This window comes from Gemmatimonadales bacterium (assembly GCA_030697825.1).
Classification (GTDB): Bacteria; Gemmatimonadota; Gemmatimonadetes; order Gemmatimonadales; family JACORV01; genus JACORV01.
Genome location: JAUYOW010000233.1, coordinates 1 through 19,656 on the forward strand (window position 1 = coordinate 1; position 19,656 = coordinate 19,656).

Sequence of the window (19,656 nt, forward strand, 5' to 3'; positions counted from 1 at the left end):
GCGCCCCGTTCGCTTTCCGGCCCAACTATGGCTCAACTATGGCTTACGGCGCGCGGCGGGCGGCTGGACGGGCCGCGCACGGCGAGGCCACCTTAGCGATTCTGCGGGGCGCCTAACTAGCGCTTGAACCTGTCGAGCCGCGCTGGCGCACTTGCGGTAAATTATCCGCGAACAGCGCACCAGCGCAGCCAGAACGCTGGCTCGCATGTTAAGCGCACTGCGTTAGGCAGCCGGTTCCACGGGGGTGAGTCGGCATTCTCGTCTTTGGCAGACCGCGTGAAAGCACCAGCGCAGGTGCAAGGAGAAACCATGACCAAGCAGCGGAAGGCCGCCGTGCTCGCCTTCGTCGTCGCCATCGCGTTTGTCGCCCTGCAATTCGGCTTCGACATCCAGACCGGTCTCGCAGGGGTGTTTGTCGCGGGGATGGCTGGCGGCCTGTTGATCGGCGGCTAAATGGCCCGGGAAAAGATGGATGCCAAACAAATAGCACGAGGGTGAACTGCCCTCGGGCCGGTGCTGCCAAGTCTGCGCCGCCGCTATTGCTCGGCAACATGCTGATGCTTTACGTGGTCGGAGTGGCTTGCGAGCATGCTCTGGGGTGGAAGCTCGGTACCGTCTACGCGGTGAGCGCCCTGGCCGGGTCGGTGCTCAGCACGGCCACCAGCGCGGGCCCGTCGGTAGGCGCGTCCGGCGCGGTATTCGGAGTCATGGCCTCAGTCATCACCTTTCTGGTCAGGCACCGCGAGCGCGTCAAGGTGCGCGACCACCGGGTCGCTCTGGTCATCGCAGTGCTGATCGTTTACCAGCTCGTCCAAGGGATGATGACGCCCTACGTGGACAACATGGCGCACCTCGGCGGCACCCTCGGCGGCGTGCTGGCCACGTTGGGGCTCGAGCCGGTCCTGTTCGAGCCTCGGGACGTCCAATCCACTTGATCAGCATTGCCCTAAAGCCTTTGCAGGACTAGCTTTCCGGGCGCTGATACCCCTTGCGCCGAGCGCGCCAGCGTTCGCCGCGTTGTGGCGGGGAGTGGACCGCCGCACACCGCTGCCGGGACCCATGATGACCCAGTCTGACCAAGGCACGCCGATCACATTCCAGGACGGCGCCTACGTCGTCCCCGACCATCCCATCATCCCGTTCATCGAAGGAGACGGCACCGGCCGAGACATCTGGCGGGCATCGCGAAAGGTCTTTGACGCGGCGGTCGCCAAGGCGTCCAGGGGCAGGCGTCGCGTCACCTGGGTCGAGACGCTGGCCGGCGAGAAGGCCTTCAAGGAGACCGGCAGTTGGCTGCCGGAAGCCACCGTCGAGACCATCACGAAGTACCGGGTGGGCATCAAGGGGCCGCTCACCACGCCGGTGGGGATGGGCATCCGTTCACTCAACGTCGCCTTGCGGCAACTCCTCGACCTCTATGCCTGTGTCCGCCCGGTGCGCTGGTTCGAGGGCGTGCCGGCGCCGGTCAAGCGGCCGCAGGACCTCAAGGTCACCATCTTCCGCGAGAACACCGAGGACGTGTACGCGGGGATCGAGTACGCCGCGGGGTCCAAGGAGGCCGAGCGGCTGCGCGACGTGCTCGTCGGCGAGTTCAAGGCCAAGCTGCGCGAGAAGAGCGCCATCGGCATCAAGCCCATGAGCGAGTTCGGGAGCAAGCGGCTTATCGCGCGCGCCATCCAGCACGCCGTGGAGCGCAAGCTGCCGAGCGTGACGCTGGTGCACAAAGGGAACATCATGAAGTTCACCGAGGGCGCCTTCCGCGACTGGGGCTACCAGCTGGCGAAGGACCGTTTCGGAGGCAACACGATCAGCGAGGCCGACCTGGCCGGCGGCGCGCCGGCCGGGAAGGTCGTGATAAAGGACCGCATCGCGGACAGCGTCTTCCAGCAGCTGCTCCTCCGTCCGAAGGAGTACTCGATCCTCGCCACGCCCAACCTCAACGGCGACTATCTCTCGGACGCATGCGCGGCCCAGGTGGGCGGCCTGGGCATCGCGCCGGGGGCCAACATCGGCGACGGGTTCGCGGTGTTCGAGGCTACGCACGGCACCGCTCCCAAGTACGCCGACCTCGACAAGATCAACCCCGGCGGCGTCATCATGTCGGGGGTGATGATGTTCGAGCACCTGGGCTGGGAGGACGTCGCGCAGACCATCGTCCACGGCTTCGAGGGCGCGATCCGCTCCCGTCACGTCACCTACGATCTCGCCCGCCAGACCGAGGGCGCCACGGAAGTCTCCACCTCCGCCTTCGCGGACCAGATCGTCGAGTGCATGGGATGAACTACGAACTCGTGGCTTCCGCGCCGGAAGCGCTCGCCGTGCCCCTCCTGGCGGTGGGTGTGCCGAAGCAGGCGAACAAGACGCTTCCCGACGCGCTCGCCGCGCTCGACGCGCGGACGGGTGGGGTGCTGGGCCGGCTCTTCCAAGGCGGCGACTTCAGCGGCGGCCGGGATGAGACGGCGGTGGTGTACGGCGCGGGGGGCGCGCCGGCGCGACTGCTCCTCGTCGGCATGGGGAAGGCGGAGGACGTGAGCCGGAACGCGGTACGGCGCGCGGCGGCGGTGTCGGCGCGGCGGGCCCGCGGGCTCGGCGCCGGCGCCGTCGCCTTCGCGATGCCCGCGGCGCTTCGCGGCAAGTTAGGCGCGGAGGACTTCGCGCAGGTCGCCCTCGAGGGGATGGCCCAGGGAGCGTGGCACTTCGACGAGCTCAAGACTTCCCACGAGGACCGGAAGCCGCCGGTCACCTCGGTCTCGGTCGTCGTGGCGCCGGAAGAGAAGGGCGAGGCGGTACGTGGGTTCGAGATCGGCCGCGCGATGGCGGAAGGACAGGCGCTCGCTCGGCGGCTCCAGTTCCTTCCTCCCAACCAGTGCACGCCGTCGTTCCTCGCGGAGACGGCGCAGCAGCTCGGCAAGGAGCACGGCTTTGCGGTCACCGTGCTGGACAAGCTGGCCATCGAAAAGGAAGGGATGGGGGCCCTGCTCGCCGTCAACCAGGGCTCGGCCACCGAGCCGCGGTTCATCATCATCGAGCACCAGGGCGCGGGCGACGCGCCGCCGGTGGTGCTGGTAGGGAAGGGCGTCACCTTCGACACCGGCGGTATCTCCATCAAGCCGGCAGCCTCGATGGAAGACATGAAGTACGACATGTCGGGCGCGGCGGCGGTGCTCGGAGCGATGGAGATCGTCGGGAGGCTCAAGCCGAAGCTCAACGTCATCGGCGTCGTCCCCTCGACCGACAACATGCCTAGCGGGACGGCCATCCGCCCCGCCGACGTGGTGAAGAGCCACCTGGGCAAGACCATCGAGATCGTGAACACCGACGCTGAAGGGCGCCTCATCCTGGCCGATGCGCTCTCGTACGTCAGGCGCTTCAAGCCGGCGGCGGTGCTCGATGCGGCCACGCTGACCGGCGCCGCCATCTCTGTCACCGGCAACGTCGCGACCCCCATCATGGGCAACGACGACGCGCTGGTCGAGGAAGTGCGGAAGGCGGGCGACCGCTCCGGTGACCGGTGCTGGCCGCTCCCGATGTACGACGAGTTCCGCGACCAGAACAAGTCCGACATCGCCGACGTGAAGAACAGCGGCGGGCGGCCCGCCGGGACCATCACGGCGGGCTGGTTCCTGCGCGAGTTCGTGAATGGCTACCCGTGGGTCCATCTCGACGTGGCGGGTACCGCGTACACGGATTCGGACTCGCCGCCACTCCCCAAGGGCCCCGCGGGCGTGCCGACGCGGCTATTCGCGGAATTCGTCCTGGGACGCGCCGGCTGAGGTGGCGGCGGGCACAGGCGCACGGCCGCACTGAGGTGACGGCGGGCACAGGCGCATCGGCGCACAGCCGCACGCTACGGAGGACGGTCACGTTCCTGTGCGCCGGTGCGGCTGCGCGTCTGGGCGTCGGTGCGTCTGTTTTGGCCCAGAATCCTCCTCCGCCTCCGACGCCGGCCGCGAGGGACACGGGCCAGGTCCAACGCCCGGACTCGGTTCTCCCCGATTCCCTGTCCCCGGACAGCTTCCGTGCCGCGCTGCCGCTGCTCGGCCCGCCTCCGGGGCCGCTCCCGCGCGGCGGCCGCGTCGTCTTCGACGAGGACTCGCTCCGCTACCTCGGCGCCCTCACCCTGGGCGAGCTGCTGGCGCGCATCCCCGGCGTGTTCCTGGTGCGCGCCGGCTGGTTCGGCGAGCCTGAAGTGGTGGCCTACGCGGGCCAGGGCGCGGCGTCGGTGGAGCTGTACTGGGACGGCTTCGCGCTCGATCCACTGGGCGAGGACAGCAGCGCGATCGACCTCGGGCGCCTGAGTCTCGGGCTGGTCCGGCGCGTGGAGGTGGAGGTGCTGCCTTCCGTGTTGCGGGTCCACCTCATCAGCGACGTGCAACCGGTGCGGCGGCCGCGTACCGAAACGTCCTTCGCGACCGGCGACGCCCAGACCAATACGTACCGCATCCGCTACCTCAACCGATGGCGCAACGGGACCGGCCTCGGAGTGGGCGTGAACTGGTTCGGGACCAACGGGCCCACCACCGCCCCAGCTGACGTCGCGAACCTCGCGATCTGGCTGAAGGGGACGTGGAGCCCGTCGCCCAAGGTCGGCGTCGAATACCAGATCCTGCGCCAGGATGTGCAGCGCGAGTCGCTGGCGATCGCGACCACCGGGGCGTTCTTGTCCGGCGTGGACGTCCGGCGGACGGACTCGTTCGTGCGCGCGTATGCGGCCACGCGGCCCGATGGGCTGGGGCTGCGGCTGGACGCGCTGATGGGAGGCTCGTCTTACCGGGACAGCGCGGGTGGGTTGGAGCGCAGCCTATCCCAGGGCGCGGCCGTAGTGGGCTACCGCGCCGCGAGCTGGTCGTCCGAAGTCACGGCGCGGGTGCGGGACGATCGCACCCCGCTCGACCTGCAACTACGCGGATCCTGGGTGCCTTTCGGCTCAGTTACTCTGTCGGGGTTCGCGTTGCGGCGGAGCCATCTCGGTGACCGGCGCTCGATCGAGGCCGGTGGCGCGGGGGAGTTCCGGCCGCTCAGGACCTTGTCGCTGCGCGCCGGTATCCGCTGGCGCGACGCGGTGGCCTTGGCCGCGGTCCTCGCAGACCCGACCCAGCAGGTGACCGACTGGAGCTTGGGGGCCGGGTTCCACGGGCGGCGGGTGGACCTGGACGTTGACGTCGCGCGCCACGGCGGGTTCGATGCCCCGGTCTACTCGGTTTTCCGCCGGCAGCTGCCCTTCGCCACGTCGATCGACGTCACCACGTTGACCGCGGCGTTCGCGCTCCGGCCCAGAGCGTACCTCACGCTGTCAGGCTGGTATCGGCACCCGTTGGACCCGATCCAGGCGGCCTTCGAGCCGGATCATCATTCGCGTCTGGCCCTCACCTTCCGCTCCAAGTTCCTGACGACGTTCCGACGCGGCATCTTCGACGTCGTGGGGCAGATCGGTCTGGAGGGATGGAGCGACGGGGTAGCGGGAACGGACAGCACCGGCGCAGAGATCCAGCTCAGGGGCGCCACTGTCATCGACTGGCTGCTCGAGATCCGGCTGGTGGGCGCCGTGCTCTTCTGGACCATGCGGAACTCCCAGCTGGAGCGCTACGACGTGGTCCCCGGCTTCGAGATGCCGAGGGGGCTCCAGCGTTTCGGAGTACGTTGGGAGTTTGCGAACTAGGCTCTCGGGGCTAGGTTTCAAGGCTACACGAGATACGGAGTTCTATGTCCCTCCGCAGCATGACGGGGTTCGGGTCCGCCGAGGGCGCAGTCGCCGGTGGGCGCTTGCGTCTCGAGGTCCGGACGGTGAACCACCGGCACCTCAGCGTTCAGCTGAAGCTGCCGGCAGAGCTCCAGGCGCTGGAGGCGGACCTGCGCGAGCGGCTGCGCTCCCACCTGGAGCGCGGGCACGTCACCGTGGGCGCCCGGTGGGTGGAGGAGCCGCCCCAGGCGGCGGGCGTGCGGGTGGATCTCGAGCGGGCTGGGGCGCTGGTGGCGGCGCTGCGCGACGTGGGGAAGACTTTGGGCGTGCCGGGCGACGTGGATCTGGCGACGGTGGCCCGACTCCCCGATGTGGTGCGGGTGGTACACTCCGAGGCGACGGTGGAGCCGGCCGCGGCGCTCTCGATCCTGGACGCAGCGGCGGCCGCATGCGTCAAGATGAGAGAGCGCGAAGGTCGCGCGCTCGCGGCGGACCTGCTGGGGCGCCTGCAAAAGCTGTCGGGTTACGCGGCGTTCATCGCTGAGCGGGCTCCTGCGCGGGTCACCGCCGAGCGCGACCGGCTTGCGGCAGCGGTGAGGGAGCTGGCGGGCGGGGTAGCGGTGGATCCGAACCGGCTGGCGCAGGAAGTGGCGTTCCTCGCCGACCGACTCGACATCACCGAGGAGCTGGTCCGTTTCGGGACGCACGTTGCCGCCATGGAAGGGGCGCTCTCGGACTCGAAGGCGGCAGTCGGAAAGCAGCTTGGTTTCCTGATGCAGGAGCTGGGCCGCGAGGCGAACACCATGGGATCCAAGGCGAACGACGCCGCGATCGCGGAGACGGTCATCGCGATCAAGGGCGAGCTCGAGAAGATCCGGGAACAGATCGAGAACCTCGAGTGACGCCGTTCCTCCTGGTGCTGTCCGCGCCCTCAGGCGGGGGCAAGACGACGATCGCCAAGGCGTTGCTGGCGGCGCGGGAGGATCTTGGGTACTCGGTCTCGGCCACGACGCGGCAGGCGCGGCCCGGGGAGGTGGACGGGAAGGACTACTTCTTCCTCTCCCGTGACGAGTTCCGGCGCCGGGTGGAGTCGGGCGAGTTCCTGGAGTGGGCGGAATACGGCGGCCACCTGTACGGGACGCTCAAGTCGCAGCTGGAACAAGTGCTGGCGTCGGGGCGCCATGCGGTGCTCGACATCGAGATCCAGGGCGCCCGCGCGGTCAGGAAGCTGTACCCCGAGGCCGTGCTGGTCTTCATCGTCCCGCCCTCGGCGGATGAACTGATGAAGCGGCTGGGGGGTAGCGCTGGAACGCGCGCGGTGACGCTCCAGAGGCGGCTCCGGCGCGCGGTGGAGGAGTTGACCGAGGCGTCGGAGTACGACTACGTGGTCGTGAACGCCGAGCGCACGGAAGCGGTGGCGGAAGTGGCGGCCATCCTCGATGCGGAGTCGAGGCGGCCGCGGCGGAACCCTGAGTTGGAAGGCGACCTGGTCGAGCTTGGCCGCGAGATCCGCGCGCTGGCCGACTCGCTCGAGAAGGCAACGGAGGAGTAGATGCGCGTCTTTACCCCGGTTGAAATCGCGAAGCAGGCGGGAAACAAGTACGTCGGCGTCCTGGTGGCGGCGAAGTTCGCCCGCTTCGTGAACGGCTTCCCGAAGGACCGCTCCTACGAGCGGGAAAAGAAGCTCACCACGACGTCGCTCGAGGAGCTGTCGAGTGGCGCCCTGCAATACAAGATCACCCGGCGGCGACGGCAGGAAGTATGACCGACCTGGCCGGCCGGCACGTCGTTCTCGGCGTGACGGGCGGCATCGCCTGCTACAAGGCGTGCACCGTCGCGCGACGCCTCACCGAATCCGGCGCGGCGGTGGACGTGGTGATGACCGCTTCGGCCGCCGAGTTCATCCGACCCGTGACCTTCGAAGCGCTCACCGGCCGGCCCGTCGTCACCAGCCTGTGGGACCCCGGACACGCGCTGGACCACGTGCGCCTGGGCCGCGAGCCCGACCTCATCATCGTCGCGCCCGCCACGGCCCGGCTCATCGCGCGCGCCGCGCAGGGCCTCGCCGACGACTTCCTGACCTCGCTGCTCCTCGCCCGACGCTCGCCGCTGCTGATCTGTCCGGCCATGAATGATCAGATGTATGCGCATCCGGAAACGCAATTAAATCTTGAAAAAATCAGGGGAGATAGGGGAGTCAAGGGAGATAGGGGAGTTAGGGGAGTTAGGGGAGTGATGGTGCTCGGGCCGGCCTCGGGGCCGCTGGCGCACGGCGAGGGTGAGGGGCCGGGGCGGATGGTGGAGCCGGAGGAGATCATCGCGCACGCGGAGCGACTGCTGCTGAGCGGGCCGCCGTTCGAGGGGAAGCGGGTGCTGGTGACCGCGGGCCCGACGCGCGAGGCGCTCGATCCGGTGCGGGTGGTGACCAACCGGTCTAGCGGGCTGATGGGCTATGCGCTGGCTCGCGAGGCGTGGCGGCGCGGGGCGGAGGTGACCCTGATCGCCGGTCCCGGCTCGCTGGGGGCACCTTTCGGTGTGGAGGTGGTCCGGGTGGAGAGCACCGGGGAGCTCGCGACCGCGGTGGAGAAAGCCCTGCCGAAAGCCGACGTGCTGATAATGGCGGCGGCGCCGGCGGACTACCGCCCCAAGAAAGCGTCGGCGACGAAGACCAAACGCAGCGCGGGTTCCATGAGCCTCGACCTCGAGCCCACGCCGGACGTGCTCAAGGCGACGGTCGCCAAGCGGAAGAAGGGAGCGGTCATCGTCGGCTTCGCGCTCGAGGCGGGGGAAGCCGTCGCCTCGGCGCGCGAGAAGCTCGCGGCGAAGCAGCTCGACCTCGTCGTGGCCAACGACGCCACGGAGCCTGACGCCGGGCCCGAGGTCGAAACCAATCGAGTAGCGCTGGTCGCGCACGACGGCGTGGAGCGGCTTCCGCTGATGTCGAAGGAGGCGGTCGCGGAGCGCATCGTCGATCGCGTTGGCGTGTTACTTTCCGGGCGTGGATGAGCCTCGGCGGAAATACCTCCAACAACTGATCGAGCTGGGCGAGAAGGAACTGGTGCTGGAGGGCGGCGGGGCTGCGATGCCGACGCCGGTCCAGATCCCGATCGGCATCATCGCCGGCGCGCCCACGCGGGGCGACCTCTTCACCGCCGACCCCGTCGCGGCGCTCCCGTCGCTCGAAGAGCTCGCCAAGGTCGTGGACGCCTGCCGCAAGTGCGGCCTCGGCAGCACGCGGCTGCACAGCGTCCCCGGTCAGGGGAACCCGCACGCGAAGCTGGTGATCGTTGGCGAGGCTCCGGGCGCGACGGAGGACGAGAAAGGCCTCGCGTTCGTGGGCCGCGCGGGGCAGCTCCTCACCGAGATCCTCGCCGCGATCAAGCTCACGCGCGACGACGTTTTCATCTGCAATGTGCTGAAGTGCCGGCCGCCCCAGAACCGGGATCCGGAGCCGCTGGAAGTCGCGGCCTGCTCACCGTACCTTCATCGTCAACTCGAGCTGATCCGGCCGAAGGTGATCCTCGCGATGGGCAAGCCCGCGGCACACGCGCTCCTTGGCACCAACGCGGCGCTGGGCGAGCTGCGGCAGAAGCTGCACCGCTACCGGGGCATCCCGCTGATAGTCACCTATCACCCGGCCGCGCTCCTTCGAAACCCCCACTGGAAGCGTCCGACCTGGGATGACGTCCGTCTCGCCCGCAGCATCTTCGACGACCAAGCCGTCTGACGCGTTCGGCGGCCGGCAGGCGCCTTACAGCGCCGAAGCGGAGCAGGCCGTGCTCGGCGCCATGCTGCTCGACGCCGACGCCGCCCTGCGCGCGGCCGAAACCCTCGACGACTGGATGTTCTACCGCGAGGGGCACCGCCGCCTCTTCCGGGTGATGATCGGCATCGCCAAGCGCGGCGATGTCATCGACCCGATCACCCTCAAGGACGAGCTGGACCGCAAGGGCGAGCTGGAAGGCGTCGGTGGGGTGGACTACCTCAGCTATCTCCTGGACGTCGTCCCTACCGCGGCCAACTTCGACTACCACGCCACGATCGTCCGTGACAAGGCGCTGCTACGCCGCCTCATCGAGGTGGGGACGCAGATCGTCCAGGACGCCTACGAAGGCAAGCAGCTTGCCGCCGAGGTCCTGGACAGCGCCGAGCAGCGGATCTTCCAGGTCGCCGAGCACCGGGCTACGGAGGGCTTCGCACGGCTCAAGACCCTGCTTTGGCCGACCATGGAACGCATAGAATCGCTCCATGGTGCGGGACAAACGATTACCGGTATTGCGTCGGGTTTCAAAGATTTGGATGAGCGGACGGCCGGCTTCCAGCAGTCGGACCTGGTCATAGTGGCGGCGCGGCCGAGCATGGGGAAGACGGCATTCTGCCTGAACGTGGCCCAGCACGCGGCGATCGAACGCGGGGTGCCGGTGGCGATCTTCTCTCTGGAGATGTCGAAGGAAGCGATCGTGCAGCGCCTGCTGACCTCCGAGGCGCGGGTGGACGCGCACCGGCTGCGCTCCGGCACGCTGCGCGACGCCGACTACAAGTTGCTCGCGAGCGCCGCGGGGATCCTTTCTTCGGCGCCGATCTGGATAGACGACAGCGCGTCACTGACGCCGCTCGAGCTGAGGTCGAAGGCGCGGCGGATCAAGGCGGAGCAGGATGTCGGGTTGATCATCGTGGACTACCTCCAACTGATGCGCTCGCCCGACCAGGCGGAGAACCGGGTGCAGGAGATAAGCGCGATCTCCCGCGGCCTGAAGGCTCTCGCCAAGGAGCTGCACTGCCCGGTGATGGCGCTCTCGCAGCTCTCACGCGCGCCGGAGCAGCGCGGCGGCGAGCACCGGCGGCCGCAGCTTTCGGACCTGCGAGAGTCGGGCGCGATCGAGCAGGACGCGGACCTCGTGATCTTCATCTACCGTCCGGAGATGTACGCGCTGCCCGAGGAAAGGGAAGAGATCGCGGGGCAGACGGAGGTGATCATCGGCAAGCAGCGCAACGGGCCGACCGGAACGGTGAAGCTCTTCTTCCACAACCAGTACACCCGCTTCGACAACTATAGCGCGCGTGATACCGGGAGCGTCGCGGCGGGGGGCGGCGGCGGTGGCGAGTAAGGCGCGCTCGGTCTACCGGTGCACCAGCTGCGGGTCGGACCAGCCCAAGTGGACGGCGCTCCGTGCCGGCGCGCCGCCGGGCCTGGAGCTGGTGCGGCTGGAGCACCTCGGGGAGTTGGCCGATCGCCTCGCCGCCTGAAGCCGGCGCCATCATCCTCGCGGCGGGGAAGGGACTCCGCGCGTCGGACGGCGGTTCGGGAGAGCTCAAGCAGTACCGTCCGGTGGGCGGCGTGCGCCTCCTCCTGCGCGCCATCCGCCCGTTCGCCCAGCACCCTCGCATCGGTCCCATCGTCGTCGTGCTGCCGCCGGAAGACGCGGCCCGGCCGCCGGAGTGGCTACAGGCGTTGCTGTCGGAGCGGCTGATCGTCGCAGCGGGCGGCGAGGAGCGCCAGCACTCGGTCGCCAACGGCCTGGCCCGGCTACCGTCCGGCGTGACGCTGGTGCTGGTCCACGATGCGGCGCGCCCGTTCGTGGATCGCGAGCTCATCGACCGGGTACTCGCGGTGGCCGCGCTGGGCGTATGCGCGGTGCCGGGGCTCCCGCTGGCCGATACGGTGAAAGAGACCGATACGGCGGGTCTCGTCGTGCGCACCGTCCCGCGCGAGCGCCTCGTCGCGGTCCAGACTCCGCAGGCCTTTCCCCGCGCGCTGCTCGAGAACGCGCATCAGCGGGCCCGATCCGATGCCAACGCGCTGTCCACGGACGACGCGTCGCTCTGCGAGCGGCTGGGCCATCCGGTGCGCGTCGTTGCAGGCAGCGCGCGCAACATCAAGGTCACCACCCCCGACGACTTCGTGATCGCGGATGCGATCGCGGCTGCGTGGAGCGCGCCGTGATCCCCTTCCGCACCAACGAGGAGGTCGCGGCCGCGATCCCGACGGTGGTCGGGCACCTGGTGCGGCGGGGACTCATCGGCTACCCGACGGAGACCGTGTACGGCCTCGGCTCCATCGTGGCCGCGGGCGCGGTGGACCGCCTCAGCACCCTCAAGGGACGCGCCCCTGGAAAGCCGTTCCTGTTGCTCGTTGCCGACCTCGCCATGCTGACCGGCGTCGGGCTCCGGCTCACCGACGCCGCCGAGCGCTTCGCCGCCGCGTTCTGGCCCGGACCGCTCACGCTGGCGCTCCCCGGCGGCGAAGGGCTGCTGCCCGACAGCCTGCGCGGGCCGGAAGGCGGCGTCGCGGTTCGGTGGACGTCCCACCAGGGGATCGCGCGCCTGATCGCGACCCTCGGCTCGCCGATCACCTCTACCAGCGCGAACCGGCCGAGGCAACCGCCGGCCCTCGACGCGCCGGCGATGGAGGAGACGTTCGGGGCGGCAGTGAAGGACGGCACGCTGGTGGTGCTGGACGCCGGACGGCTGGCGCCGTCCCCGCCGTCCACGCTGGTGGACTGCACCGGCTCCGCTCCGCGCCTGATCCGCGAAGGCGCGATCGGGTTCGAGCGGCTCGCGAGCATCGTCCCGTCGCTGGCGCGGACTCCGTGAAGCTCCTGATCGTCTGCACCGGCAACATCTGCCGCAGCCCCATGGCGGAGGCGATCGCGAGGCGGCTGCTGGGAGAGCGTGGCAGGCCGGACATCGCGGTGGTCTCCGCGGGCACGGCGGCCTACGAGGGCTCGCCCGCGTCCGAAGGGGCGTACCTGGTCGGACTGGAGCATGGGCTCGACCTCTCGAGCCATCTCGCGCGGCCGCTGACCGCGGACCTGGTAGTGGAGGCCGATCTCGTCTTCGGCATGGGCGCGCATCATGTGGACCGGGCGAGCGCCCTGGGAGGCACCGGGCGCGCCCACCTCCTCGGCAGCTACGCGGGGCGAACCGATGACCTCGCGCAGGTCGAGGATCCCTACGGCGGCGACTTGGACGAATACCGTCGGACCTTCCGGCAGCTGGAGGAGCTGCTGGTGGACGCCGTGGACCGCCTCCTGGCGGAGCCGAGTACCGGTGCGGGTCCGGGCGACGAGTAGGGTACTCGCCGTCATCGGCGACCCGGTCGGGCACTCACTATCGCCGGAGATGCACAACGCGGCGATCGCGGCGCTGGGGCTGGACGCCATCTATGTGGCGCTGCGCGCGACGAGCGGGACGTTCGATACCGTGGCGCGGGGCGTGCTCGCGGCGGGCGGCGCACTCAACATCACGGTGCCGTTCAAGCGCCAGGCCGCCGAGCTGGTGGCGGTGGCGGATGGATCGGTCAAGCGCACCGGCGCGTGCAACACGATCTGGGGAGACTGCGCGCGACCCGAAGGCGACAACACCGACATCGTCGGCGTGCGCGAGGCTTCCCGTGCGCTCCTTTCCGGCCGCCGGGTCGAGCGCGCCCTGGTGATCGGCACCGGCGGGTCGGCGCGGGCCGCGGCGGTGGCGGCCACGGACGAATGGCCCGGCGCCACAGTGACCGTAGCGTCGCGTGACCCCGAGCGGGCGCGGGAGTTCGTGGTCTGGGGGAAGAAGGCGGGGGTCGGGTGCCGGGTAGCGGGTGATGGGGAATTCGAGCCCGCCGACCTCGTCATCAACGCCACGCCTCTGGGCCTCCAGGCGGGGGATGCGCTGCCCGTTGAACGGGCGGCGCTCGGGGGATTTTCGGCAGTGCTTGACCTCGTATATGCGAAGGGGGGAACGGCGCTGGTGCGCGCCGCACGCGACGCGGGCGTGCCCGCCGCTGACGGCCGGGGCGTGCTGGTAGCGCAGGGCGCGGCTGCGTTCGCGCGGTTCTTCGGCGTGCCGGCGCCGACCGAGATCATGCGCGCAGCGGTGGATGATGCTCTCCGGCCATAGTATTTTGGCGGCAGCCCGAGGCGCGCTGCTGGACCTCGAGGCGCTCGCGCTCCCGGCGGCGTGCCTCGGCTGCGAGCGCCCGCTCCGCCCGGTGGACGAGCCCGGCGTGGTGTGCTCGCCCTGCCTGTGCCGGCTGCGGTCCATCGCGCCACCTTGGTGCGGGCGATGCGGGCAGCCCATGGATCGGTGGGACGTCGGCGTCGCGGCCCCCGCTCGCTCGCTCGGTCGGACGGCACGCCCGGCGCCCTCGCTCGCGACGCCCAAGCCCGGTTGCCAATTCTGCCGGCAGTGGCCAGCCGAGTTGTCCTGGGCCGCATCGGCGGTGTGGCTGGAGGACGGCCCGGCCCGGGAGCTGGTCCACGCGCTGAAGTACGGCGGCTGGCGCGTCGCCGCGCGGCCGATGGCGAGCGTGATGGCGCGGGAATGCGCGAGTGCTCTGCGCGGCGTGGACGCGCTGGTACCGATCCCGTTGGGCCGCGTCCGGCGACGGGAGCGCGGCCACAACCAGGCGGCGGAACTCGCCGCGGTGCTCGGCGCGTTGTTGGGTGTGACGGTGGTCGAGGATGCGCTGGCGCGCTCGCGCGACACCAAGACCCAGACCGCGCTCACTCCGGCCGCACGACTACGCAACGTCAGCGGCGCGTTCCGGCCTGGGAGCCGGCGCCTCGATGGGTTGAGCGTCGCTATCGTGGACGACGTGCTGACGACGGGCGCGACCCTCGGCGCCGCGGCCATTGCGCTCGCCGGGACCGGGGCGCGAAGCGTCGGGGCGGTCACTTTCGGCCGAGCGCCCGTGCCGCAATAGAGAAAGAGCCGGGAGCCGGGAGCCGGGAGCCATACCTTTGGTGCCGGCAGAGGGTCCCTCCGGCGGGCCCAAGGTCCGGCTCCCGGCTCCCGGCTCACGATTCAATCCAAGGAGCTTCTTCATGGCAGTTCGTGTCGGCATCAATGGATTCGGTCGCATCGGGCGCCTGGTGTTGCGGGCCGCCCTGGCGCAGCAGGCGAAACTCGACTTCGTCGCCGTCAACGACCTCACGGACCCCAAGACCCTGGCGCACCTCTTCAAGTATGACTCGGTGCACGGGCGGTTCGACGGCACCGTAGAGGTGGACGGCAGCGACCTCGTCATCAACGGTGGCCGTCTCAAGGTGCTGGCCGAGAAGGACCCCGCGAAACTGCCGTGGAAGGACCTGGGGGTCGACATAGTGGTCGAGTCCACCGGGCGCTTCACCGACAAGGACAAGGCGGCGGCGCACTTCGCGGCCGGGGCGAAGAAGGTGATCATCTCCGCGCCCGCCAAGGGTGAGGACATCACCATCGTGATGGGTGTGAACGACGGCAAGTACGATCCCGCCAAGCACCACCTCCTCTCCAACGCCTCGTGCACGACGAACTGCCTCGTACCGGTGGTACACGTGCTTCGCGAGCGTTTCGGTTGGGTGCGTGGCTACATGATCACCGTCCACGCCTACACCAACGACCAGGTCATCCTCGACTTCCCGCACCAGGACCTGCGCCGCGCGCGCGCCGCGGCGATGAGCATCATCCCGACCACCACCGGCGCCGCCAAGGCGACCAGCCTCGTCATCCCGGAGGTGAAGGGCAAGATCGACGGCACCGCGCTGCGCGTCCCCACGGCCGACGTCTCGAGCGTGAACCTCGTTGCCACGGTCGAGAGGGCCACGACCGTCGAGGAGGTCAACAACGCGTTCAAGGCGGCCGCGGCGGGGCCGCTCAAGGGGATCCTGGCGGTGACGGACGAGCCGCTGGTGTCGGTGGACTTCGTCGGCAACCCGGCTTCCTCGACGGTGGACGCCCTCAGCACGGCGGTGGTCGACGGCGTTTGCGTCCAGGTCTCATCGTGGTACGACAACGAGTGGGGTTACAGCTCGCGGTGCGTGGACCTGGTCAAGCTGGTCGCTGCGAAACTATGATAGGCAAGCGGACGATCGCCGATATCGACCAGAACGCGCTTGACGGCAAGCGCGCCCTCGTGCGGGTGGACTTCAACGTCCCGATGAAGGACGGCGCGGTCGGCGACGACACACGCATCCGCGCGGCGCTCCCCACTATCCGGGCGCTCAAGGGCCTCGGGGCCCGCGTCGTCCTGCTCTCGCACCTCGGCCGGCCCAAAGGCGGAGCTTTCGAGGCCAGGTACTCGCTCAAGCCGGTGGCGCGCGCGCTGGAGGGACTGCTCGGAAGCCCGGTCACGTTCATCGAAGACCCGTCCGCGCCCGACGCGGTACAGATGACCCGGCAGCTGCCGCGTGGCGGAGTGGCGCTGGTCGAGAACACCCGGTTCCTTGCGGGCGAGGAGAAGAACGACGCCGCCACCGCGAAGCTCTTCGCCGCGCTCGGCGACTTCTACGTGAACGACGCCTTCGGTTCGGCGCACCGTGCGCACGCCTCCACCGAAGGCGCGGCCCGACTCCTCAAGCCCGCCGTCGCGGGCTTGCTCATGGAGCAGGAGCTGGAATACCTCGGCCGAGCCCTGGCGAACCCCGCGCGCCCGTTCGTGGCGGTGCTCGGCGGTGCCAAGATCTCCGGCAAGATAGACGTCATCGAGAGCCTGCTGCCCCGCGTGGACCACGTCCTGATCGGCGGGGCGATGGCGTGCACCTTCTTCCGCGCCAAGGGTGTTTCGACGGGCGCGAGCCTGGTCGAGGAGGATCGCATCGCGATGGCCAGGGACCTGCTCGAGCGCGCCGGCGCCAGGATAGTCCTTCCGGAAGGCGGCGTCATCGCTCAGTCGCTGGAGAAGCCCGAGCCCTGTCGTGAGGTAGCGTGGAACGCCATCCCCGACGGCTGGGCGATGTACGACATCGACGCGACGACGCGCGAGCGGTTCGCTTCCATCGTGAAGGGCGCGAAGACGGTGGTGTGGAACGGACCTATGGGCGTCTTCGAGACGCCGCCGTTCGACGCCGGCACTCGCGCCGTGGCTCTGGCGCTAGTCGAGGCCACCGCGGCCGGCGCGACCACGGTCGTGGGCGGCGGAGACTCGGCGGCGGCGATCGCGGAGGTGGGCCTCGAGGACAAGGTGAGTCACGTCTCGACCGGGGGTGGCGCCTCACTGGAGTTCCTGGAAGGAAGGAGCCTGCCCGGCGTGGAGGCTCTCGATGCGCGCTAGCGGGAGGCGGGAGCCGGGAGCCGTACCGTCGGTGCGCACGAAGGATCCGGCTCCCGGCTCCCGGCTCCTCTCATGACCATCTTCGCCGCGAACTGGAAGATGCACCACGGCCCCGCGACGGGCCGCGACCTGGTGCGCGCCGTGCTCTCCCGCGTTCGGCCGAGGGAAGACCGGACGTTGCTCTTCTTCCCGCCGGCTCCGACGCTCCCGGCCGTCGCGGCGGAGGTCGCCGGCCGGCGCGATGCGGCCGCGGGCGTCCAGAACGTGCACTGGGAAGCGAAGGGCGCGTTCACTGGCGAACTGTCGGTCGGGATCGCGGGGGAAGCCGGGGCAACGTGGGTGCTGGTCGGCCACTCCGAACGCCGCCACAAGTTCGGCGAGACGGATGAGGAGAGCGGGAAGAAGGTGCGCGCGGTCCTGGGCGCGAACCTGAACCCGATGCTCTGCGTAGGCGAGAAGCTCGAGGAGCGCAAAGCCGGTCAAACCGAAGCGGTAGTGCTGCGACAGCTCGCGGCGGGGCTCGAGGGTCTGGACGCCGTGGCGCTGGCGCGGGTCGTCATCGCGTACGAGCCGGTATGGGCCATAGGCACCGGCGTCAATGCCACGCCACAGGACGCCGCGACCGTGCACCGCTGCATCCGTGGCTGGCTCAAGGCTCGGACGCCGGTGGGGATGCGGAGCCGCGTCCTCTACGGCGGATCGGTGAGTCCCGCGAACGCGGTGGCGCTCCTCGCCGAGGAGGAGCTGGACGGGGTACTGGTGGGCGGGGCTAGCCTGGAGGTCGAGAGTTGGACCGCGATCTGTGAGACCCCCAGGCCGGCGCGTTAAGCCCGGAAAGCGCGACACTCGCGCGGACTGTCTCGATCAACTCCCCGGACTTCGAAGCCTGGCGTTGACCCCTGCGAAGGGCCCCGGCTAGATTTCCCCCGCTATGTACACGTTCTTTCTGGTACTCCTGATCCTCGATTCCATCGTCTTGGTGGCGGCCGTGCTCCTCCAGGCCGGCCAGGGCGGCGGCCTCGCGGCGTCCTTCGGCGGCTCCTCCTCGACCGATGCCTTCGTGGGCGGCCGTCAGGCGGCCACCATTCTCACCAAGGCCAGCTGGTGGGGTGGTGGGACCTTCCTGTTCCTGTGCCTCATCCTCCAGATGATCAGCTCGCGGGGATCGCAGCCGCGCTCGATCGTGGAGCAGCAGCAGCGCGAACAACAGTCGCAGCAGCAGGCGCCGGCGCCCCTGGCGCCGCTGCCGCTCCAGAACGCGGCGCCGCTTACCCCGGCTCCGGCCACGCCCGCGGCGCCGACCACTCCGGCGCGCTGAGGCCGTGAGCGACCAGCTCCAGCCGGCCTACATCCTCCTCGAAGACGACACCTGGTATCGGGGCGCGACGACCGCCCCGTTTTCAGTCACGCCCGCGGAAGTCGTCTTCACCACGAACCTGAGCGGGTACCAGGAGGTCTTCACCGACCCCTCGTTCGCCGGCCAGATCGTCGTGATGACTGCGCCGATGATCGGCAACTGCGGCACCAACGCCCAGGACGTCGAGTCGGACCGCCCGATGGTGGCCGGCGTCGTGGTCCGCGAGATGTCGCGGCTGGCCTCGTCGTGGCGGTCCACCGGGGCGCTCGATGACTGGCTCCACGGCCGCGGGATCCCCGTGGTGAGCGAAGTGGATACGCGCCGCCTCACCCGTCACATCCGCGAGAAGGGTGCGATGCGCGGCGTCATGGCCTGCGGCGACGCGCCTTCGGATGAGGCGCGGCAGATCCTCATGGCCTCGCCGAGCATGGAAGGCCTCGACCTCGCGTCCACGGTCACCTGCAAGGCATGGGAGACCGTCGGCCCTGACGAGGCGCGCTTCAAGGTCGTCGCGTACGACTACGGAATGAAGCGGAACATCGTGCGGCTGCTGGTCTCTGCCGGTTGCCAAGTGATCGTCGTGCCCGCCGACACGCCCGCAGGCAAGGCGCTCGAGCGGAAACCCGACGGCGTCTTCCTCTCCAACGGTCCCGGTGACCCGGCGGCCGTAACCTACGCACCGCCCATCATCCGTGATATCGCAGCGTCGGGCACGCCCATCTTCGGCATCTGCCTGGGCCACCAGATCCTCGGTTTGGCTTTTGGCGGGCGCACCGTGAAGCTCCCCTATGGCCACCGGGGCGGGAACCATCCGGTCCGCGAGCTGGAGGGGGGGCGGGTGTTGATAACCTCCCAGAACCACGGGTTCGCCGTGAGTGGGGAAGAGGAAGGCTCTGGGGTGCCCGGAGCCTCGGCACTGGAGGTAACGCACCGTAACCTCAATGATGGCACCGTAGAAGGAGTCAGGCACCGGGAATTGCCCATTTTCGCGGTCCAGTACCACCCGGAGGCGAGCCCAGGACCCCACGACGCCCGGCCGCACTTCGCTGATTTTGTGAGGCTGATGACCCCAACCCCTTGACAGTCAACGAGGTAGCTTCCAGATTAGCCCTCCCGTCCAGTTGAGACGGACCACGCAGCGGACGCTGGAGGCGCTGATGACCAAGGCCGACCTTGTCGAGAAGGTGACCGCGCAGATCGCGCGGACGGCCGGGCCCATGATCAGCAAGAAAGACTGTGCCCGCGTTGTAGATAGCTTCCTCGACGCAGTGAAAGATGCGCTCGCGGAGCAGAAGAACATCGAGATTCGCGGCTTCGGCACCTTCAAGATCCGCAGTCGGAAGACCCGCATGGCGCGCAACCCGCGCACCGGCGATCCGGTTGAAGTTGCCGCCCGCCCGGTCCCTGTCTTCAAGCCCAGCAAGGAGTTGCGTGCGATGGTGGCCGAGCGCGAGGAGATGGCCTCGAATCCATGACCAATGACCGGGCCGCCCGGTGGGAATGTTGATAATGTTCGGCGTCTCGGTGCGGGGCGCCGAACTTTTTTCCCCTCCGCGGGGTTCAGCATGGCTCTCTGGGAAACGGTGGGGCTGCTCATGGCGTTCG

Annotated in this window: 22 protein-coding genes; all 22 read left to right on the forward strand. The window is 69.4% G+C overall.

The window, feature by feature from the left end; all coding sequences use genetic code 11:
• Positions 1-309: 309 nt before the first annotated feature.
• The 22 genes from Q8Q85_12105 (at position 310) to Q8Q85_12210 (ending at position 19,526) form a co-directional block, all read left to right on the forward strand.
• The gene (locus Q8Q85_12105; GenBank protein ID MDP3774997.1) at positions 310-453 is read left to right on the forward strand and encodes a hypothetical protein; all 144 of its coding nucleotides are present in this window, start codon (positions 310-312) and stop codon (positions 451-453) included.
• Between the two features lie 98 nt (positions 454-551).
• Complete coding sequence (locus tag Q8Q85_12110; protein ID MDP3774998.1) at positions 552-935, forward strand: rhomboid family intramembrane serine protease; 384 nt, start codon at positions 552-554, stop codon at positions 933-935.
• Between the two features lie 124 nt (positions 936-1,059).
• A complete protein-coding gene (gene icd, locus Q8Q85_12115) occupies positions 1,060-2,280 on the forward strand; it encodes an isocitrate dehydrogenase (NADP(+)) (protein MDP3774999.1) in 1,221 nt (406 codons plus the stop codon).
• On the forward strand, positions 2,277-3,773 hold the full coding sequence (locus tag Q8Q85_12120) for a leucyl aminopeptidase (GenBank protein MDP3775000.1): 1,497 nt from the start codon (positions 2,277-2,279) through the stop codon (positions 3,771-3,773). Before icd ends, Q8Q85_12120 begins: the two co-directional genes overlap by 4 nt.
• 140 nt (positions 3,774-3,913) lie before the next feature.
• Positions 3,914-5,659: a hypothetical protein gene (locus Q8Q85_12125; GenBank protein ID MDP3775001.1), complete on the forward strand. Its 1,746-nt coding sequence runs from the start codon at positions 3,914-3,916 to the stop codon at positions 5,657-5,659.
• A gap of 44 nt (positions 5,660-5,703) precedes the next feature.
• The gene (locus Q8Q85_12130; protein ID MDP3775002.1) at positions 5,704-6,582 is read left to right on the forward strand and encodes a YicC/YloC family endoribonuclease; all 879 of its coding nucleotides are present in this window, start codon (positions 5,704-5,706) and stop codon (positions 6,580-6,582) included.
• Positions 6,579-7,232, forward strand: a complete 654-nt coding sequence (gene gmk / locus Q8Q85_12135) for a guanylate kinase (protein MDP3775003.1) — start codon at positions 6,579-6,581, stop codon at positions 7,230-7,232. Before Q8Q85_12130 ends, gmk begins: the two co-directional genes overlap by 4 nt.
• Complete coding sequence (locus Q8Q85_12140; protein ID MDP3775004.1) at positions 7,233-7,445, forward strand: DNA-directed RNA polymerase subunit omega; 213 nt, start codon at positions 7,233-7,235, stop codon at positions 7,443-7,445.
• Entirely contained in the window at positions 7,442-8,686 is a 1,245-nt protein-coding gene (coaBC, locus tag Q8Q85_12145; GenBank protein MDP3775005.1) for a bifunctional phosphopantothenoylcysteine decarboxylase/phosphopantothenate--cysteine ligase CoaBC, read from the forward strand. Before Q8Q85_12140 ends, coaBC begins: the two co-directional genes overlap by 4 nt.
• Positions 8,679-9,407: a uracil-DNA glycosylase gene (locus Q8Q85_12150; GenBank protein MDP3775006.1), complete on the forward strand. Its 729-nt coding sequence runs from the start codon at positions 8,679-8,681 to the stop codon at positions 9,405-9,407. The genes coaBC and Q8Q85_12150 overlap by 8 nt, the downstream gene beginning before the upstream one ends.
• Entirely contained in the window at positions 9,361-10,788 is a 1,428-nt protein-coding gene (dnaB, locus tag Q8Q85_12155) for a replicative DNA helicase (GenBank protein MDP3775007.1), read from the forward strand. The genes Q8Q85_12150 and dnaB overlap by 47 nt, the downstream gene beginning before the upstream one ends.
• A gap of 62 nt (positions 10,789-10,850) precedes the next feature.
• The gene (gene ispD / locus Q8Q85_12160; GenBank protein ID MDP3775008.1) at positions 10,851-11,624 is read left to right on the forward strand and encodes a 2-C-methyl-D-erythritol 4-phosphate cytidylyltransferase; all 774 of its coding nucleotides are present in this window, start codon (positions 10,851-10,853) and stop codon (positions 11,622-11,624) included.
• Entirely contained in the window at positions 11,609-12,274 is a 666-nt protein-coding gene (locus tag Q8Q85_12165; GenBank protein MDP3775009.1) for an L-threonylcarbamoyladenylate synthase, read from the forward strand. The genes ispD and Q8Q85_12165 overlap by 16 nt, the downstream gene beginning before the upstream one ends.
• Positions 12,271-12,753, forward strand: coding sequence for a low molecular weight protein arginine phosphatase (locus Q8Q85_12170; protein MDP3775010.1), 483 nt, complete (start codon positions 12,271-12,273; stop codon positions 12,751-12,753). The genes Q8Q85_12165 and Q8Q85_12170 overlap by 4 nt, the downstream gene beginning before the upstream one ends.
• Positions 12,731-13,564, forward strand: a complete 834-nt coding sequence (locus tag Q8Q85_12175; GenBank protein MDP3775011.1) for a shikimate dehydrogenase — start codon at positions 12,731-12,733, stop codon at positions 13,562-13,564. Before Q8Q85_12170 ends, Q8Q85_12175 begins: the two co-directional genes overlap by 23 nt.
• Positions 13,565-13,568: 4 nt before the next feature.
• The gene (locus Q8Q85_12180; GenBank protein MDP3775012.1) at positions 13,569-14,369 is read left to right on the forward strand and encodes a phosphoribosyltransferase family protein; all 801 of its coding nucleotides are present in this window, start codon (positions 13,569-13,571) and stop codon (positions 14,367-14,369) included.
• A gap of 121 nt (positions 14,370-14,490) precedes the next feature.
• Entirely contained in the window at positions 14,491-15,498 is a 1,008-nt protein-coding gene (gene gap, locus Q8Q85_12185; GenBank protein ID MDP3775013.1) for a type I glyceraldehyde-3-phosphate dehydrogenase, read from the forward strand.
• A complete protein-coding gene (locus tag Q8Q85_12190) occupies positions 15,495-16,694 on the forward strand; it encodes a phosphoglycerate kinase (GenBank protein ID MDP3775014.1) in 1,200 nt (399 codons plus the stop codon). Before gap ends, Q8Q85_12190 begins: the two co-directional genes overlap by 4 nt.
• A 72-nt stretch (positions 16,695-16,766) precedes the next feature.
• Positions 16,767-17,522: a triose-phosphate isomerase gene (gene tpiA, locus Q8Q85_12195; GenBank protein ID MDP3775015.1), complete on the forward strand. Its 756-nt coding sequence runs from the start codon at positions 16,767-16,769 to the stop codon at positions 17,520-17,522.
• Positions 17,523-17,625: 103 nt separating this feature from the next.
• On the forward strand, positions 17,626-18,012 hold the full coding sequence (gene secG / locus Q8Q85_12200; GenBank protein MDP3775016.1) for a preprotein translocase subunit SecG: 387 nt from the start codon (positions 17,626-17,628) through the stop codon (positions 18,010-18,012).
• Positions 18,013-18,016: 4 nt separating this feature from the next.
• Complete coding sequence (gene carA / locus Q8Q85_12205) at positions 18,017-19,132, forward strand: glutamine-hydrolyzing carbamoyl-phosphate synthase small subunit (protein MDP3775017.1); 1,116 nt, start codon at positions 18,017-18,019, stop codon at positions 19,130-19,132.
• A gap of 76 nt (positions 19,133-19,208) precedes the next feature.
• On the forward strand, positions 19,209-19,526 hold the full coding sequence (locus tag Q8Q85_12210) for an HU family DNA-binding protein (GenBank protein MDP3775018.1): 318 nt from the start codon (positions 19,209-19,211) through the stop codon (positions 19,524-19,526).
• Positions 19,527-19,656 lie beyond the last annotated feature (130 nt).

Bases quoted from the DNA above. Each gene is read 5' to 3' on its own strand.
- Q8Q85_12105 (MDP3774997.1), top strand. From the start codon at position 310: ATGACCAAGCAGCGGAAGGCCGCCGTGCTCGCCTTCGTCGTCGCCATC.
- Q8Q85_12110 (MDP3774998.1), top strand. From the start codon at position 552: ATGCTGATGCTTTACGTGGTCGGAGTGGCTTGCGAGCATGCTCTGGGG.
- icd (MDP3774999.1), top strand. From the start codon at position 1,060: ATGATGACCCAGTCTGACCAAGGCACGCCGATCACATTCCAGGACGGC.
- Q8Q85_12120 (MDP3775000.1), top strand. From the start codon at position 2,277: ATGAACTACGAACTCGTGGCTTCCGCGCCGGAAGCGCTCGCCGTGCCC.
- Q8Q85_12130 (MDP3775002.1), top strand. From the start codon at position 5,704: ATGTCCCTCCGCAGCATGACGGGGTTCGGGTCCGCCGAGGGCGCAGTC.
- Q8Q85_12140 (MDP3775004.1), top strand. From the start codon at position 7,233: ATGCGCGTCTTTACCCCGGTTGAAATCGCGAAGCAGGCGGGAAACAAG.
- coaBC (MDP3775005.1), top strand. From the start codon at position 7,442: ATGACCGACCTGGCCGGCCGGCACGTCGTTCTCGGCGTGACGGGCGGC.
- dnaB (MDP3775007.1), top strand. From the start codon at position 9,361: ATGACGTCCGTCTCGCCCGCAGCATCTTCGACGACCAAGCCGTCTGAC.
- gap (MDP3775013.1), top strand. From the start codon at position 14,491: ATGGCAGTTCGTGTCGGCATCAATGGATTCGGTCGCATCGGGCGCCTG.
- Q8Q85_12190 (MDP3775014.1), top strand. From the start codon at position 15,495: ATGATAGGCAAGCGGACGATCGCCGATATCGACCAGAACGCGCTTGAC.
- tpiA (MDP3775015.1), top strand. From the start codon at position 16,767: ATGACCATCTTCGCCGCGAACTGGAAGATGCACCACGGCCCCGCGACG.
- secG (MDP3775016.1), top strand. From the start codon at position 17,626: ATGTACACGTTCTTTCTGGTACTCCTGATCCTCGATTCCATCGTCTTG.
- Q8Q85_12210 (MDP3775018.1), top strand. From the start codon at position 19,209: ATGACCAAGGCCGACCTTGTCGAGAAGGTGACCGCGCAGATCGCGCGG.